The sequence below is a fragment of the Bacteroides sp. MSB163 genome, assembly GCF_036416795.1.
Taxonomy (GTDB): Bacteria; Bacteroidota; Bacteroidia; order Bacteroidales; family Bacteroidaceae; genus Bacteroides; species Bacteroides maternus.
In genome coordinates this window covers 644685-661580 of sequence record NZ_CP143867.1, presented here as the reverse complement: position 1 = coordinate 661580, position 16896 = coordinate 644685, and the positions used below count along the sequence as shown (strand labels likewise).

The window sequence follows — 16896 nt, the reverse complement described above, 5'->3', positions numbered from 1 at the left end:
ATTTCATTAAATTTCTTCGTCTTTATGATTGTTATAATATACTCTCAGTGGAGTAGAAGTAACCTTGATGAAACCTTTCGCATCTTCTGCCGTCCAGCCTTTTTGCATTTCACCATATTCACCGAACTTCGTTTTCACAAGATCGTCTTCTGATTCTACACCTACCGTAGAGAAAGATAATGGGCGAAGTTCCAGAATAGCCGTACCGTTTACGTTACGCTGGCTTTCCTGTAGCATGGCTTCGATGTCGCGCATTACCGGTTCCAGATACTGGCTTTCGTGCAGGAACATACCGTACCAATTGGCAACCTGATCTTTCCAGTATTGCTGCCATTTACTCAGTGTATATTTTTCCAGGAATTTATGTGCACCGATAATCAGCATCGGAGCGGCAGCTTCGAAACCTACGCGGCCTTTGATACCGATAATTGTATCACCCACATGCATGTCACGACCAATGCCGTAAGCGGCGCCGATTTCTTCTACTTTCTGAATGGCTTTGATGGGATCATCAAATTTCTCATCATTCACAGCTTTCAACTCACCTTTTTCGAAAGTAAGACGGAGTTGTTCGCTGCCTTCCTTTACACAGTGTTTCAGATAAGCGCTTTCGGGTAATCCTTGTGCGGAATCCAGAATCTCACCACCGCAGATAGAGGTACCCCACAAACCTACATTATAAGAGTATTTCAGTTTGGTGAAGTCTGCCGAGAAACCATGTTTGTTCAGATAATCGATTTCTTCCTGACGGCTCAACGCCATATCACGGGTAAGTGTGATGATTTCCACGCCCGGAGCCAATACAAGGAATGTCATGTCAAAACGAATCTGGTCGTTGCCTGCACCGGTAGAACCATGAGCGATAGCGTCCGCACCGATCTCGTTGGCATAGCGTGCGATGGCAAGTGCCTGGAAAATACGCTCGGAGCTTACGGAAATAGGATAGGTACCATTACGCAGCACGTTACCAAATACCATGTATTTCAAGCTCTTTTCGTAATATTCCTGCGTCACGTCGATAGTGACATATTCTTTTGCGCCCAGTTTATAGGCGTTTTCCTCGTTTGTTTTCAGTTGTTCGGGGCTGAAACCACCGGTGTTTGCACAAGCTGCATATACTTCATACCCTTTTTCCTTGGCAAGGTACATTACCGTAAATGAAGTATCAAGACCGCCGCTGAATGCGACTACTACTTTTTTCTTTTCTTCCATAACTTTTGAATTAAGAATTAAGAATGATGAATTAAGAATCAAGCGGTACTATCATGCTGCATAGCAATTCTTCATTCATCACTCTTCATTTATTTATATTTTATCATCTTCATGCAGAGCCGGGTCGTAGAGCATTGCGGTGCAGATGCAGAATTTGCGGTTCTTGGCTACTAATATATCATGGTTGATGCAGCCTTCACAGCCTTTCCAGAAGGATTCGTCATCAGTCAGTTCATTGAAAGTAACGGGGACGTATCCCAGTTCCGTATTCATTTTCATGACGGCGGCTCCGCTGGTGAGACTGAATACTTTGGCGTTGGGCCATCGCAAGCGTGCCAGGCGGAAAGATGCCATTTTGATACGCTTAGCCAATCCTATACCGCGAAAGTCGGGATGCACAATCAAACCGGAAGTCGCAACGTATTGTTTGTTTCCCCAACTCTCGATGTAGCTGAAGCCTGCAAACACGTCTCCGCACAGGGCGATGATGGCTTTTCCTTCTTTCATTTTTGTCGCCACATATTCGTGTGTGCGTTCTGCGATGCCCGTTCCACGTACTTTGGCCGCTTCTCTGATGGTATCCAAAATCTTATCCACATAAACTTCGTGAGAGGCGTCAGCCACCATCACGTCCACTTTTTTGGTATCCATTTCGTATTTAATTAATAATTTTAGAATGAAGAATGAAGAATTTTGCTGCGCTATGCAAGTATGCCGCATGGTAATTCTTCATTCTTCATTTTTAGTTCTTCATTTATTCTATGTTAGGGATGATTTGCGACAGAAATTCGCGTACTTCGCCATGCGAAGCGGCTTCATGCACTACCAGCATGATGGTGTCGTCTCCGGCAATAGTGCCCAGAATGGCGGGACATTCACGGTTGTCGATGTCGTAGGCCATACTGCTGGCATAACCCGGTCGTGTACGGATAACGGCAATGTTACCGGAGAATTGCAGGGACACGAATCCGCTGGTCATCAGCATTTCGCTGGCACTCTGGTCATTGGAACGTTTGTACATGATGTTGTTGGGCAATACATATACGTATTTCCCGTTCATGTTTGCCGCTTTGGCAACTTTCAGTTGTTTCAAGTCGCGGGAGAGAGTGGCTTGTGTCAGTTCAAAGCCTTCTTTGCTCAGAGCTTGCAGCAGTTCTTCTTGAGAACTGACGTCCTTGCTTGAGATAATCATCTTGATAGCGTCTAACCGATTGGCTTTTTTCTTCATTGTTCTGTATAATTATTCTAAGAATGACGCAAAAGTAGCGATAATTTTGGAAAGAATATGCATTAATGAGAGAAATTTTGTACTTTTTATACTATGAATACTATGTTTTATGCATAAATCGGAGAATATATGCAAATAAGACGAGGGGATTGAAGGTGGAGTAAGTAGTACCCGAGATGCACTTGCTTCGTATCAAGTCCGTACCTTCTCCGTCCAGAGGTACTTCTGACCGGAGAAGGTACGGAGCAAGTACGGCTCAGACACGGTTGAGGTACGATCCGGCTTAGGGTTGTGCCTTTCAACTTCTTGTTTATATATTATTGTCTAAATGATGGTGAAATGTTCTTTTTATGAACTTAAGGATGCTGTTTGGTGGGTTTTGCTAACAGACGTTTGAGGCGGAACTCTTCTTCCAGCGTGATGAATCTTCTTTTTCCTTGAAATGGATCATTTGTTTAAGGCAAATGCATGGTCTGTTTGCTCCGAATAGATGATACATTTGCCCAAAACTAATGATGTAATTTGCAGGATGGCTACACCTTTTACCCTAAAGGGTGTAGCTATCTTGTTAAAAGGGTGATACTATTTGTACGAAAGGGTGTAGCCTTCATTTAAAATCTGCTTATTCTACTCTGGTTGAACGCTAAGTTTGATCATCTGCATTTTTGCTTTTTGCTGCTGTTTGGCTTGAATTGAAATCGTTTTGATGCATGAGGAGGTGTAGGGTATTCACATTGTTTCTTTACGAGATAAATAGGTGTTTGTATGTGGTTCCATAAAACGAAATCCTTGCGATTTTCTATTCAGCCTTCTCGTGTGGCTTGAAAGAAAGCATTCTCGTACAGTAGGATTATCAATTTGTCAGATTGATAGTTCGCATCGCTTTGTTTTTTTCTTTGCTGGTAAAGGAGCGTGGATAATGTTTTTATTTTATTTGATGTAATGTATTTATCAAACATGCGAGAGAATAGTTTACTTCTCAATTATCGGCTATTTCTATACTTTCTCCTAAAAGGGATCTTATTTCATCAGGGATTATGCTGTTTTCAAATGGAGATAATATGATGTGGAATTCGTCCTGGAAACCAGAATTTATAGATATTGAAATATCTATTTACGCTATACATTAACTTGAATCGTGCAGTCTTTTTTATTGCGTAACTTTTCTAACTGAGACATCTTTCTATCTCTCAGCTTGTTCATAAAGTCAACGAGAGCTTTAGAGGGTTTCTCGATAACTAATGCTTTTGGATTATGAGTGGAAGTTGACATGTTAAAAATGTATATGCAACCTATAATAAGACCATAATTATTTTGCAAATATAGTGAATATCTTTTTGAAGTATTGATGGATGAATAGGGTGCATTAACTATCTTTAGCATACTGTTCTACAATACTTAGATCGCGTTATTCCGGTCGGGAACATTATTTCTAAAATGTTGGTGAGTTGTTTGCTCTATCATAATGAGCTAAATGATAATTGCCGTATCTTATGATGTCTATTCCGATATTTTGTATATCTTTGTTGCATATTTCTTCAGTAGTGAAGAGATGTGTTTTGTGATTTGGAGATCATTTTATTATTCGTACTTTCGGAAATCTGGTAAATGTTGTAAGACATATACACTATATGCTGTATATCAACACAATAGATTTGTGTATATCTCATTAAGGAAACAAGACAGGAACAAAATCAATAATTTAAGCGATTCTGTGCTTTTCACATTTCACTTAGTTTCATCTCTTGCACTTGGTCGCATCCAAAATGCCTCTTAAAGTAGTTTTCCGACTATCGACCTCTCATCCGAAGAATATCGTTCGATGGCTCATCCATGAATCGTTGCAGCCAAAAGAAAAAAGACGGGCTGTGTGTGGTCTCTGCCTTACATCTTCATTGAAACTTGTATTTTCCACAAAAGTGGTTGTTTCTATAAAACCATAGGCATATGGAAAGGCAAATATGCCTATCTAAATATAGTTTACTTTGATTTAGCATATATAAGGCTAATGCACAAACTAAACTGAATTTTCAACGCATACACCATCTGACTATTCATAAAATATACAGCGAAAAGAGAAGAAAGTCCACTGCGTATTTTCTCTTTTCGCTGCAACTTCCTTTTCTAAACTGCAATCCGATCGTTTTTCTCTCCAGACGCGATTGAGCAGATGAAAAACATTTTCCAGTGGCAGGCAAATTTATTCAGTCTCTACTGATAGTTCCATATTCCCCGATATTAGGGCTGTGTGGCGGACAAGCGTGCATCGACCATCAAATGGCAGATAAAGTTAAATCATTGTAAGTGTGTCAAATTGCGTTAGCTAGTTCAAAGATTTATGAGTTGCAAGCAGTGAATGGACACACAGATTTAGAAACTCATTCTTTGGGTTATTGAATGATCCCTATATAACAATACTTTATGCAGGCAGCCTTTAATCCATAAAAAAGTTATCCAAATTATGATTTTCGTCATTTAATTTACTATCTTTGCAAGATAATTACAAATTCAGAAGATAAAATGGTACTTGAAATTCGTTTGAGCAACTTCTTTTCAATTAAAGATGAAGTGGTGCTGGATATGCAGGCAGCAAGCATACAGACCAAAAAGGCAAAGGAGCTTGAAGAAAATACATTTGTATGCGGTGATGAACGGCTGCTTAAAACTGTTGCCATTTATGGTGCAAATGCGTCAGGAAAAAGCAGCCTTATCAAGGCTATTCGCGCTTGTGTGGGAATGATATTCTCATCTCACAATTACAACGAGAATACGATATTTGCCTTTACTCCGTTCAAATTCGGGGGCATTGGCAAGCCAAGCACATTCTTCATTCGCTTTCTTCTTGAAGGTATCGAATATGAATATTCTTTTGAACTCAATAAAGTTGAGATACTAAAAGAGGTTCTTTATTATTATCCGAATGGCCGTCGTTCACTGGTATTTTCTCGTGATGAGACAAAGGGACCCGACAAAAAGGATATTTATGAATTCCGTTCGACAATTCGCCGTCCTATGGATGTTGCTGCCAATACGTCCAAGAAAACGCTTTTCGTGTCGCGTGCCAGCCAGATGGACCGAGATGTTGCAAAAGATGTTTTTCGATATTTCAATGAGCGTTTTATTCTAAATTATATAGGGTATAATACCTTTTCCATTGAACGGTTGCTGAATGAAAATAAAGAACAATTCCTCAATGTACTGCGAATTGCCGACAGCGATATTGTCAAAATCGACAGCCGGCACGAGAATAAAGTATTTTCGACTGCAGTGATTGACCCTGCAGACAATCAAATATTGTCGGTAGAAGATATTCAGAAACCACAGCTGATCATTACGACCTATCACAGAAATAATCCGGATGTTCCTTTCAATTTTTTTGCAGAAGAGTCATCCGGAACGTTGCGTCTTTTTGAAATGATGCTGACGATTCTTGATATCGTTAAGAATAATAAAATCTTGTTGATAGATGAAATTGAGACGCAGCTGCATATAAAACTGGTAGAGTATATCATCGGTTTGTTCAATAAAAGCGAATCGGCGCAGCTGATATATACGACGCATAATACATACCTGCTTAATACCAACAAGCTGCGTAAGGATCAGGTGTATTTTGTCAACAAACGGGATGACGGGTCCTCGGATTTGTATTCGCTGTTTGATTACAAAGATTTCCGCGACGGACTGGATGCAGAGAAGGCATATCTGCAAGGTCGTTTCGATGCCATCCCGTATATTGACGAACAGGCGGATAGTTTTATAAAATAGACACTGATATGGGACGACAAATAAGAAAATCCAAAGGCAAAACAATGAAGCCGAACTTCTTTGTTTTCTGTGAAGGAGAGTCTGAGGTTGCCTATATCAGTCACCTCCGTTCACAATACCGTGCGCCTATTCAGATTATCCCAAGAAAGAGCGATTCGAACATATCCGTTCGGTATATAGAGAATTGCAAGCGGGAATATATTGTGACCAAAAATGATAAAACATTTCTAATGTATGACCTTGATGTGGACGGCATGTTAGTACACCTGCAAAGTATTCCGGATGCGGTAATGCTGGTGTCAAATCCATGTATTGAGTTGTGGTATTTGCTGCACTTTGAGGAGTGTCATGCTGAACTAACTCAAAACGCCTGCATCAAGAAACTAAAAAGACATCTTGAACACTATGTAAAGGGAACTTTGGCATTGAATGAGAAACAGCAGCTGTCCGACAAGACATCAGAAGCAACGGCAAGAGCCAAGGTGTTGGAGACATATAATAATCCGTCAACTACCATCTATAAAATGATAGAACTGCTGGAAAGCTTGTAATTTAAAGATCATGGAGAATAGAGAAATAACATTAGCCGATATCTTTCTTGACGTCTTGTCAAAATCACAAGATAAAAGTGCAAAACTAATGGCAGAGCGAATAAAGGCAGCTATTAAATCGCCAGAGATATTGGAACTGGTAAACATATGTGTTATAAATGCATTGGGATTTAAATCCAAAATCAGCAGCAAAACCGTAGATGATGCAATCGATGGTATTATCAGTTTTGTACACGCTGAAATTGACAGCAGCTCTTTATCGGATGACGACAAAGAGAAAGAAAAGAATTCATACAAACAGTTTGCAAAAAGTCTCGGTAAAATATTAAAAGAGAATTTACGGGCGAGGCAACAGCTAATGTAGAAGACTAGCATTATTAAAGAATTTGTGAGAAATACAGTCTAAACAATAAGGAGATTTTGTATTTTACATTGGCAAATAAAGGCTTGTGAATTTTATTTTCCACATAATAGAGACTAATCAGTTGGACACAGATTGCGTCCCTGCTTGCAGATAAGGCGGCAAAGTTCCTGACATCGTAAGACTGTCGGGGTATTAGGCTCCCCCGAAAAGAATTTCGTGGACAACAGACACGCCAATTTGTTTCACATAAATGGCAAAGTTGAAACTCAGAACATACCGAACTGTTCCGCTTGGCGACCTTTTCAATTCCTGAACTGGATATTCAGACTGTCCTTTCCTCTTTCTTGCTTTTTCACAGCCAAAGATTCGAATCTAATTAGTTTCAGAAGGCAAACAAAAGCACTATGTACGGATTGACCAAACATAGTGCTTTCCCCTTTTGTGAGCGATTCTCGCTTTATATTTTCAGTTCCTTGATGACTCTTTTTATTCCGTAGGCAACTGATGTCATGTCCTTTCTGACAGCAGACAACGCTGACGAAAGATTGGATGCGGTAATAAACCGTCTGCCATCCTTCGATAGCAAGAACCATCCTTTGTCGAGAACGGACTGCCAGCGGGATTGGATGAGCGAGTTTTCGAGAAGTGCATCAAACAGGATTGCCACACGACGAATGTTGTTCACTCGTATATGAAAGCCCTCCTTGCAGGAAAAGAGAGCCTCCATATCCTCGATGCGGAGCGTAGAAACGCAAAACAGATGATAAGTATTGGCACAAGACACAATACCTGTCATCTGTTCTTGAGTGAAGTTGCAGCCGAAAGAAAGCGGCGGAGCTTTTACTAAAACATCAGTACGATGCACGACAGATGTCGGCAACGGTTCCGAACTGTCATACAGCCTTCGCAGTTCCATACATTTCTCGAATGAGAAATCTGATGCTGTAAAAAGAGGTTTGATAAAGTGAGCGCATTCTGTCAGCAGTCCCTTGACGATGTGGATGTTCATTTCGTGACAGTTCCGACAAACTACATTATCGCAGTTGATGTATCGGTGACTGTTGATGAAGTCATCCACATAGCGGCTGTACCGTTTGCCATCCACAATCACATTTTGAAGATAGAGTTCTCTCGCCTCGGAGAGTAACTCAAACAGTTCTTCTGCTACATCCTGTTCTGTAGCGAAGTGGGTCAGGTGTTGCTTCCCCTCAAAAAAAGAGAAGACTTTTCAATTTGTTCTTTCATACAAATTTGAGTTTATTAGTTGTTGATTATGATATATTGTCAATTAAAACTAACTGAAAACAAAGAGACTAAATTTCAACTATTTCATAAATGCATGGAAATCTTAATATCCTGATTAAATTTTGAGACATTGTTTTATAACCTAATTAAATTGCGTTTTTGAGATATAATGCAGATCGGGTTTTTCCGCCTCAGCATAATCCAAGCATATTCGGTTTAATATAAACGTTGCATTTCCTCTGTGCCGGCTCCCGTACCTTTATACTTGTTCTCCTTGTGGTTGAACCGATAGCTTACAGTTAATTTGATTTGACGCGTATTGTCTTTGCTGGCCCGATACTCCGAAGTTTTTCTGTCATAGAAATAAGAAGCGTCCCGCATGGTATGGAACAGGTCGTTGCCTTCGAGCAGAATATTCCATCTGCCTCCTGCAAACTCCTTGTTGAGACTGGCATTCATATACCAGGAAGATTTCATCTTTCTGTTTTGGACATAACCGTCGCTGTCCCAGCTGCCGTCGATACGAAGCAGAAAACCTGCCGGCAGTGTAATGGCATTCTCCCAACTCAAACGAAAGATCGTTCCGTCCATGTTTTTCGGCCTGCCAAGATATTCGATGTCTAACCATTGTGTGTTGCCGGCAACTGACCATCTGGGCTGCCACACACCGAAAGTAGGGGCATAAGCGGCTGAAAAAACTAACTCATTGCGTGATTTTTCGTTTCGGAATTTATTGACGGTAATTTTCGGATCGGTGTCCAACTGCTCGAATGCGAAAAAAATATCATCTTTGTAGTGGTTGTAGCCGACCTGAACTTGCAGGTTGTTTCGCCAGACAGCCCCGACGCTGACCGAATGGATATAAGTGGGTTGCAGATCGGGAGTTCCGCACAGATAAGTGAGACGGTTGCCGTAACCGACCGCACTGTTCAGCATTTCGTACATGGGACGTATCGTCTGAATACGATAGTCCAACGACAACTGCGTCCTGCCAACGGCAGCATTCAGTGAGACGGAGGGGAAGAAATTGTTGTACACCTTGCTCCGGTCGGCTTGAAACAGCCCGTTCTCATAAAAATCATACGTCACGTGTTCATAGCGGAACCCCGCATTGGCGTTTACCGGTCCGAAAGCTGCTTCATAACCCGTGAATACGGCCACGTTCCGGTCGGTTATCTTATCGTCGGAGGCTGCGATGATTTCTCCGAATCCGCTCGACTGCGACCGTCTGTACGTGTCGGTATATTCCGATCCCAGCGACAGTGTTCCTTTCCACACAGGATAGGAAAGCACGAGTTTTCCTGCAAACAGACGGTTGGTGTAATTGTCGCTCGTTCCTAAGCAATAATCCTCGTAATTCAGGCTTCGGTCTGCCACCTCGCTGTTCCCGTTGCCATCGCCCAAGAGCGCATCGGCGTTGAAATCGATCTTCATCTTGCCGGCCTCTCCCGCATAGTAGACATTAACGTGATGTGTCGATGATTTTTGCATTGCTGTTTCCGAGGTATTCCAACTGTCGAACATACGGTCATCGACAAATATGTCCGTCAAATTTCGGTTGGAGGTTTTATAGCGCGGCATCGAAGTCAGTTCGTACATGCCTCCGAACGAGTGTCGGGGATTGATTTCATAATTGGCTCCTATCTGTCCGAAATAACCTTGATTAGAACCTTTGTCTTCCGATGTCGCAGCTTGTATCCATCGTTCATCAACACGGGTTTCGATGTCGGTAACAGCCGTCTGGCGGGGATGTGTCAGGTCGTAACGGAACGAACCGAAAAGCGAAAGGCCGCCTTGTCGGTAATTCATGTCCAGTTGTTGGGACGTATTGAATTTATCGGCATAATCGACCGATGAATTCACATTGATTCCCAAACCGTCATCCGAATTTTTCTTTGTCTTGATTTTCAATACCGCTCCGACAGAAGCATCGTATTCCGGTCCCGGATTGGTAATGAGCTGTATATTCTGGATAGCATCCGACCGGAGCCTTTCGAGTTCCGATTGGTCGCGCACCATCCGATTGTTGATATAGACGACAGGGACACCTTTGCCGATGACCTCGAACGAGCCGTCGATTTTTTTACGGACGCCTGCCAGATGCCCGATTACGTCTTTAGCGGTTCCGGCTTTACCGAGCACGCTGTTTTCCACCTGTGTGGAGATACCTCCCGCAACGGCTTTGTATTTTGGACGATGGCCGATTACGGTCACATCCCCCAATTCCAAAATATCCGGCTTCAAGACGATTGTTCCCAAATCGCACGGCGCGGATTCGAGTGTACAAGTCTGAAAACCAACGAACGATATTTGTACCGTATATATTCCCGAATCGGCAGCTTTCAATGAAAAACGACCGTCTTCTCCGGTAATTCCTCCTTGAACCACAGAGGAATCGGCTTTATGGTACAAGGCAACGGTTGCATAGCCGACGGGGACGGCTTGATCGTCTACAACCTTACCCGTAAATATTTGGGCAGAAGCACCCAATGATAAGAACAGCATCCCTACGGATAGCCAAATGCGAATTGTTTTTTTTCTTGGTTTCATATTGTTGTATTTAAACTGTTTATAGACTATTTGGTCTAATTATCCCTATGCGAATTTTCGCCGAATACGATTCGACGAGTCTACGATAGGATTATTTTAATATGCATTATTGCGTTATCAGCGCATAAAGACTTTCCCAGTCGCGTTTGATGTATTTCAAAGTGTCTATGTTGCAAAGACTTTTCAATTGTTTAGAACTTACGCCTTCATATACGTCCATAAACAATGCGACAAGCTCTTCGTCGGGCAATTTCGCTGTTATCTCGCCTCGTTCCCGGCCGGCAGCAAGAGCCTTTCCCCACGCCTCGCGCTCTTTCTGTTCCTGATCCGAAATCATCTTTCCAAGTGCCGGAATGCGCATGGAGGCTTGTCCGATCAATATTTGCACTTTGAATTTTTCACCCAGTCCCGACATTTTGCGGGCTGCTTTTTCCCGTACATGAAACAGCGAATCGATAAAACTTCTCACCGATTCGTAGGACAAACGGCTATGATTGACCGTCATATAGTTTACTATCAGGTATCTGGCAGCTTCCTCGAACACGGTTTCCTTGTTCTTGAAGTGATAATAGAAAGTTCCTTTGGCCTGCCCCGAAGCATCCAGAATATCCTGCATGGTGATTTCCCGATACCCCTTTTGGAGGAACAGGCGCAAGGCAGCAAGGAGAATAATATTTCGCGTATCGTTCATATCGAATAATTTTATAGCATCGATTAGACTAATTGGTCTACAAAAGTAGGGTGAATATTTTTATTCTCAAAATAAAAAACGATTTTTTCTGAAATAAAGCTTACATGTAATGTTTGTAATGGTTCGAAGGCATCTTATGTTTTCCACGTTTTCATTTTAAGAGCATTACTATGCTTCCAGCCACAACCAGAATCCTCTGACTCTCCGAGCGGCAGTCTTTGAATATAGAAGAGACTCAACATTCCGGCAGCCACATCGGAAAACATCAGAAAAAATCAATGTCGGTGCATCTGTTATTTTTTGGGGGTTCACTTAAGCGGCCGCTTAAATGACGATACCCACCCATGTCATCAACAACATGATAGTGGTACGGGATTCCGTTGCCCAATCTTTCACTCCTATCTTGGTGAAATCGCTGTTAATGCATCGAATAGGGCTGATAATAGGGCATATATTTCCCACATGGCTAATTTATATTACGATTTTGCAAACATTAAACCTAAAAGCACTGGAGTTTGCATAGCAATAGATAAAGGACGCCGGACACGGAAAATGAGCAGTCCAAAATAATACGATACGCATAAATAATTGACACAATCAAATTTTTTCCATCGTTTGCTTGATGGATAATACAATTGATATATTTTATATCCATAATGTTCTTATAAAAAGTTTACTTTGTTTTTTTCCTATACGTACCCGAATTAAAGTAAACCTAAATCTGTTTATAATCCGCCTATATGCAGATATGAAAAACAGTTCGATTTTTACCGCTTTACAATGCTACGATTTACATCGGACTAATCGAACAATCCGTTTACCAAATTAACAGCATCATCCTTTTTCTGATTGATGATTTTGGCGTACACCTGCGTCATCTTCACATCGGCATGACCGAGCAACTTCGAGGTGGTATAGAGATCCGCTCCAAGTGTCAGCATCATCGTGGCAAAAGTATGGCGGGCGGTGTGAAATGTAAACCGTTTGTCGATTCCTGCAGCTTTCGCCCAAGGCTTGATGAGTATGTTCATCATCGACGGACTGGGCAAATCGAACACATGGTCGTCTGCTGTCTTATCTCCCCGTTCCGGCATCCACTTCAACGCTTCGGGCGAAAGAGGAAGGTAAATCGGTTCTTTGGTCTTTTGCATGGATACAGCCAAGCGATATTGTCCTCTATCGACGAATACATCTTTCCACTTCAATCCTACAATATCGCTCACGCGCAATCCGCAGAAACAGGAAAACAAATAAGCAGACTTCACCGCCTCATTATTCATCGGAGTGGAAATCAACGCCCGGACTTCTTCGATAGTCATATATGACCGTTTGCTCTCCGGCAGGCGAATCTTATCCGAATTATTGATTTTGGTAAACGGATTGACTTTGATAATCTCCGCACGAACGGCAGCATTCAAAGCTCCGTTCAGTATACGGTAATAGGTGTGGAGCGTAAAGTTCGACACACGTTTCCCTTTGGGACGATATTCCGTCATCAGATAATCGAGGTAGTCTTGGCAGAATGCCTTGTCGATTCGATCCATCGTCATCCGTTCTCCTGCATAGTCTTTCAGGATGCGAATAGTAACTGCGATTTGGTTTCCGTCCTTTTTGCCTCGCTTTGCCTGATTCTCTTTATATGTATTCATCCAATCGAGCAAGAACACCTTTTCCCTATTTTCGATACCTGCTTCCCCATTAGTCAGTTCGATGATGCGTTTCGATTTGATTGCATTGGCCGCATCCATTGTGGCTTGATTCCGTTTCCGGGCATTATTGTCCGTTTCCGGGATGATATACATTTTGAGATACTCATATGTCCGTTTTCCGTCGCGGTAAATATCGAGATACAAACTCTTGCTTCCGTCGCTCAACGGCTTCATCCGAAGACGGATCGGTTCTTTGACTTTCGTCGGCTTCTTCACTCGTGGCATATTCAATTCCTTTATTCGTTATTTCTGTTGCAAAGGTAGGAATAATAATCCGAATTGAGGAACAAACAAGAAACAAAAATGTACCGAATAAGAGCCAATAAACCGAAAACAATGAAAGCAACTGAAAAGAAACATACACGCTTAAATATCTATAAAACAGCGTGTTTATTTTTACTTATTTGGCTCTTGTTTTCTTTTTGTAGGCTTATTCTATAAATCTGGAAAATTTTTAAATAAGAGCGGATAATAAGTGAAGGTCTCCACGTCCGGATTGCATATAACTTTGTTATATATATTTTGTGGCGTGGGGCTATTGCTTATTATTTTCTTACCGGTTTACCAGAGCCTCGAAAGTGGATAATATGTTAATAGTTCCCATGCCACTTTAATTATAGAGGTATAGGGGCAACATCAACCTTTAAAACTTATAACACGATGGATGAACCTTTTACTTGCACTTGCCAGATGAAAACCGACTTAGAAAACTCAGCCGATGTATTTTCCTTTTTTAAAGAGAACTACCCTTTACCCGGTATTGTTGATAATCTGAATAAACTTTCCAATAAAGAGTTACGCTGTGCCTGTTGCTTGATGGGGGCTGCTTTACTTAGCATCTCCCGAAAGAAAACGATTTGGGGCTGGCTGAAGATAAAGGAATAGATAATATCAATTCTGTTTTTGTGAAACGACAAAAGCAATAAGAAAACTATCAAAATATAAAGAAGGGGTTTCGGTGGAAACCCCTATTTTTGTGCCGTCAGGTATTGACATGTTCTATAAAATAATCTATGTGAATCTATAAACTATTAAAGGCACATGAAAAAGCTTCTTGGATTTTCTATTTTTCTGGTATTCGTTTTGATTGCTTCTCTCACGGCAGAAGCAAAGGTGACACTTCCTGCTATTTTTTCAGACAACATGGTATTGCAGCAAAACACACAGGTGAATGTGTGGGGAAAAGCTGCGCCCGGAGAAAAAGTAACGGTTAAAGCATCATGGCTGGATAAAGCTGTGACTGCCAAGGCTGCGGCCAATGGTAAATGGACCGTGAAACTGAAGACACCGAAGGCAACAACCAACCAGTCCGTTACGGTGAGCGGTGAAAATGAGATTACCATTAATAATGTATTAATAGGTGAAGTCTGGCTTTGTACGGGACAGAGTAATATGGAGTTCCCCGTATCGCGCCATCCGGATGTGAAGTGGAACACCGGAATGCTGAATGAAGCGGAAGAACTGAAGGATGCCGATTATCCGGAAATCCGTCTGTTCCATGTGAAACATCAGTTGGCGCACGAGGGTGAGTTGGACGACTGTGAAGGGGAATGGTTGGTTTGCAATCCGAAGAACCTGTATGATTTCTCGGCTGTGGGCTTTGTCTTCGGACGTAAGTTATATAAAGAGCTGAAGATGCCCGTAGGGTTGATTCAGTCTACTTGGGGTGGAACACATGCGGAGTCATGGACAAAGTTGGATGTAATGAAGAAAAATCCGCTTTATGCCGATGTGCTGAAAGACTTTGCATTGGAAGGCGTGAAGCAACAGAAAAACTATTGTAAAGTACCCGCAACATTGTGGAATGGTATGATACATCCCATTCTGGGATATACGATAAAAGGAAATATCTGGTATCAGGGAGAGTCAAACTCTATCCGTGCCGATAAATACCAGCAGGTATTCACCAATATGATAAACAGTTGGCGTAAGGAATGGAAGCAGCCGGATATGCCATTCTATTTTGTGCAGATAGCTCCACACTACGGACAGCCGGCCACTATCCGCGAAGCTCAACTCCGGACTTGGCAAAGCGGACTCAAGAGTGTGGGTATGGCAGTTATCACTGATGCGGGCGATTCGCTCGATATCCATCCCCGCAATAAAACAGTGACGGGTGAACGCCTGGCAGCCTGGGCATTGGCAAAGCAATATGGTAAGGACGTACCTTATTCCGGTCCGTTGTTCAAGACTATGAAGGTGGAAGGGAATAAAGCCGTGCTGAGCTTTGACTATGCTGATGACGGACTGATGACTCCGGGCAATGAACCGGTGAAAGGCTTTATCATCGCCGGTGAAGATCACCGCTTTTATCCGGCTACAGCCGTAATCAAGGGAGGCAGACTGGAAGTTTCCGCTCCGCAGGTTTCCGTGCCGGTAGCTGTGCGTTATGCATATTGCAATTTCTTCCGTGTGAATCTTTATAATAAAGCCGGATTCCCGGCTACTCCTTTCCGTACAGATACGTGGGAGCCGGATTCGTATGCCCGTTGGTTTGCCGATTCTGAAATGGTACGTTTCCCGAAAGCCTATCAGCTGGATCATGGGAAGCGTCTGTTCTTTGGATATGCGCAGGGTGTAGGCTGCTGTGCGATGTTGCAAATGTGGAAGAAGACGGGAGAGCGCCGTTATTTCGACTATGTGGAGCAATGGGCGGATTCACTGATTAATGATAAAGGAGAAATCCACTTGTATCATGTGGAAACATACAATATAGATTATATCAATTCCGGTAAAGTCTTGTTCGATTTGTATCGTGAAACGGGCAAGGAGAAATATAAAACGGCTATGGATGCGCTCATTAAGCAACTCCGGAATCATCCCCGCACGTTGGAAGGCGCCTACTGGCATAAATTGATCTATCAGCATCAGATTTGGCTGGATGGTCTGTATATGGCTTCACCTTTTATGGCGCAATATGGCGCGGAGTTCAACAAACCCGAATGGATTGATGAGGCGGTAAAGCAGTTTACGCTTTGCCAGAAACATACGTATGATGCCAAAACCGGGCTTTATCATCATGCCTGGGATGAAAGCAAGAGCCAGCGTTGGGCAGATCCGGAAACTGGACATTCGCCCAACTTCTGGGGACGCAGTATCGGATGGTGGTTCATGGCAATGGTGGATGCGCTGGATTTTATTCCCGAAAATCACGAAGGACGTGCCCGGATGATTGGCTGGATACAGGGACTGGCTGAGGTGTTGCCCGCTTATCAGGACAAAAATGGTTTGTGGTATCAGGTACTCGATCAGCCGAAGCGGAAAGGAAATTTCCCGGAAGCATCTGTGACCACGCAATTCATGTATGCTTATGCAAAAGCTGTGAATAAAGGGTATATTGACCCGAAATATCGTGCTGTGGCTGAGAAGGCTTTCAACGGATTGAAGAGTAAACTGATGGTAGAACGCCAGGATGGTACGCTGACACTGACACGTTGCTGCCAGGTGGGTGGCTTGGGTGGACATCCGTATCGCGACGGCAGCTTCGAATATTATATCGGTGAGAAGATGCGGGATAATGATGCGAAAGCAACAGGACCGTTCATTATGGGCTGCCTGGAGCTGAATAAATAGTATATATC

At 42.5% G+C, this 16896-nt stretch carries 13 protein-coding genes; 5 read left to right on the top strand and 8 right to left on the bottom strand.

Features of this window, described 5'->3' with window-relative positions:
• Nucleotides 1–6: 6 nt before the first annotated feature.
• The 3 genes from VYM24_RS02280 to argR form a co-directional block, all read right to left on the bottom strand.
• Nucleotides 7–1212: an argininosuccinate synthase gene (locus tag VYM24_RS02280; protein WP_007210576.1), complete on the bottom strand. Its 1206-nt coding sequence runs from the start codon at nucleotides 1210–1212 to the stop codon at nucleotides 7–9.
• Between the two features lie 93 nt (nucleotides 1213–1305).
• Nucleotides 1306–1863, bottom strand: coding sequence for a GNAT family N-acetyltransferase (locus tag VYM24_RS02275; protein ID WP_007210575.1), 558 nt, complete (start codon nucleotides 1861–1863; stop codon nucleotides 1306–1308).
• A 103-nt stretch (nucleotides 1864–1966) separates the two neighbouring features.
• Nucleotides 1967–2440 (bottom strand): arginine repressor, encoded by a 474-nt coding sequence (argR, locus tag VYM24_RS02270; protein WP_291550223.1) that lies wholly within the window; start codon nucleotides 2438–2440, stop codon nucleotides 1967–1969.
• A 2520-nt stretch (nucleotides 2441–4960) separates the two neighbouring features.
• On the opposite strand from argR, the gene VYM24_RS02265 reads away from it, so the two are divergent.
• Genes VYM24_RS02265 through VYM24_RS02255 form a run of 3 tightly spaced genes read left to right on the top strand, consistent with a single transcriptional unit; the run spans nucleotide 4961 to nucleotide 7120 of the window.
• Nucleotides 4961–6205 (top strand): AAA family ATPase, encoded by a 1245-nt coding sequence (locus tag VYM24_RS02265; protein WP_330941356.1) that lies wholly within the window; start codon nucleotides 4961–4963, stop codon nucleotides 6203–6205.
• Between the two features lie 8 nt (nucleotides 6206–6213).
• Entirely contained in the window at nucleotides 6214–6756 is a 543-nt protein-coding gene (locus VYM24_RS02260) for an RloB family protein (RefSeq protein WP_304581597.1), read from the top strand.
• Between the two features lie 10 nt (nucleotides 6757–6766).
• The gene (locus VYM24_RS02255) at nucleotides 6767–7120 is read left to right on the top strand and encodes a hypothetical protein (RefSeq protein ID WP_330941355.1); all 354 of its coding nucleotides are present in this window, start codon (nucleotides 6767–6769) and stop codon (nucleotides 7118–7120) included.
• A 457-nt stretch (nucleotides 7121–7577) separates the two neighbouring features.
• On the opposite strand, the gene VYM24_RS02250 is transcribed toward VYM24_RS02255, so the two are convergent.
• The 5 genes from VYM24_RS02250 to VYM24_RS02230 all read right to left on the bottom strand — a co-directional run bounded on the left by VYM24_RS02250 (nucleotide 7578) and on the right by VYM24_RS02230 (nucleotide 13540).
• Nucleotides 7578–8315, bottom strand: coding sequence for a hypothetical protein (locus tag VYM24_RS02250; protein ID WP_330942200.1), 738 nt, complete (start codon nucleotides 8313–8315; stop codon nucleotides 7578–7580).
• A 266-nt stretch (nucleotides 8316–8581) separates the two neighbouring features.
• Nucleotides 8582–10915: an outer membrane beta-barrel family protein gene (locus VYM24_RS02245; RefSeq protein ID WP_330941354.1), complete on the bottom strand. Its 2334-nt coding sequence runs from the start codon at nucleotides 10913–10915 to the stop codon at nucleotides 8582–8584.
• A 106-nt stretch (nucleotides 10916–11021) separates the two neighbouring features.
• Entirely contained in the window at nucleotides 11022–11606 is a 585-nt protein-coding gene (locus VYM24_RS02240) for a TetR/AcrR family transcriptional regulator (RefSeq protein ID WP_330941353.1), read from the bottom strand.
• 324 nt (nucleotides 11607–11930) lie between these two features.
• Entirely contained in the window at nucleotides 11931–12068 is a 138-nt protein-coding gene (locus VYM24_RS02235; RefSeq protein WP_330941352.1) for a hypothetical protein, read from the bottom strand.
• Nucleotides 12069–12406: 338 nt separating this feature from the next.
• A complete protein-coding gene (locus VYM24_RS02230) occupies nucleotides 12407–13540 on the bottom strand; it encodes a site-specific integrase (RefSeq protein WP_330941351.1) in 1134 nt (377 codons plus the stop codon).
• Between the two features lie 435 nt (nucleotides 13541–13975).
• Here VYM24_RS02230 and VYM24_RS02225 point away from each other — a divergent pair, with 435 nt between their 5' ends.
• On the top strand, nucleotides 13976–14200 hold the full coding sequence (locus VYM24_RS02225) for a hypothetical protein (RefSeq protein ID WP_044267608.1): 225 nt from the start codon (nucleotides 13976–13978) through the stop codon (nucleotides 14198–14200).
• Between the two features lie 156 nt (nucleotides 14201–14356).
• Nucleotides 14357–16888, top strand: a complete 2532-nt coding sequence (locus VYM24_RS02220; RefSeq protein WP_217713787.1) for a glycoside hydrolase family 88 protein — start codon at nucleotides 14357–14359, stop codon at nucleotides 16886–16888.
• Nucleotides 16889–16896 lie beyond the last annotated feature (8 nt).

What these genes read in the sequence shown, in the direction of transcription:
- VYM24_RS02280 (WP_007210576.1), bottom strand. Translation starts at nt 1,212, where the DNA reads ATGGAAGAAAAGAAAAAAGTAGTAGTCGCATTCAGCGGCGGTCTTGAT.
- VYM24_RS02255 (WP_330941355.1), top strand. Translation starts at nt 6,767, where the DNA reads ATGGAGAATAGAGAAATAACATTAGCCGATATCTTTCTTGACGTCTTG.
- VYM24_RS02230 (WP_330941351.1), bottom strand. Translation starts at nt 13,540, where the DNA reads ATGCCACGAGTGAAGAAGCCGACGAAAGTCAAAGAACCGATCCGTCTT.
- VYM24_RS02265 (WP_330941356.1), top strand. Translation starts at nt 4,961, where the DNA reads ATGGTACTTGAAATTCGTTTGAGCAACTTCTTTTCAATTAAAGATGAA.
- VYM24_RS02240 (WP_330941353.1), bottom strand. Translation starts at nt 11,606, where the DNA reads ATGAACGATACGCGAAATATTATTCTCCTTGCTGCCTTGCGCCTGTTC.
- VYM24_RS02260 (WP_304581597.1), top strand. Translation starts at nt 6,214, where the DNA reads ATGGGACGACAAATAAGAAAATCCAAAGGCAAAACAATGAAGCCGAAC.
- VYM24_RS02220 (WP_217713787.1), top strand. Translation starts at nt 14,357, where the DNA reads ATGAAAAAGCTTCTTGGATTTTCTATTTTTCTGGTATTCGTTTTGATT.
- VYM24_RS02275 (WP_007210575.1), bottom strand. Translation starts at nt 1,863, where the DNA reads ATGGATACCAAAAAAGTGGACGTGATGGTGGCTGACGCCTCTCACGAA.
- VYM24_RS02245 (WP_330941354.1), bottom strand. Translation starts at nt 10,915, where the DNA reads ATGAAACCAAGAAAAAAAACAATTCGCATTTGGCTATCCGTAGGGATG.
- VYM24_RS02225 (WP_044267608.1), top strand. Translation starts at nt 13,976, where the DNA reads ATGGATGAACCTTTTACTTGCACTTGCCAGATGAAAACCGACTTAGAA.
- argR (WP_291550223.1), bottom strand. Translation starts at nt 2,440, where the DNA reads ATGAAGAAAAAAGCCAATCGGTTAGACGCTATCAAGATGATTATCTCA.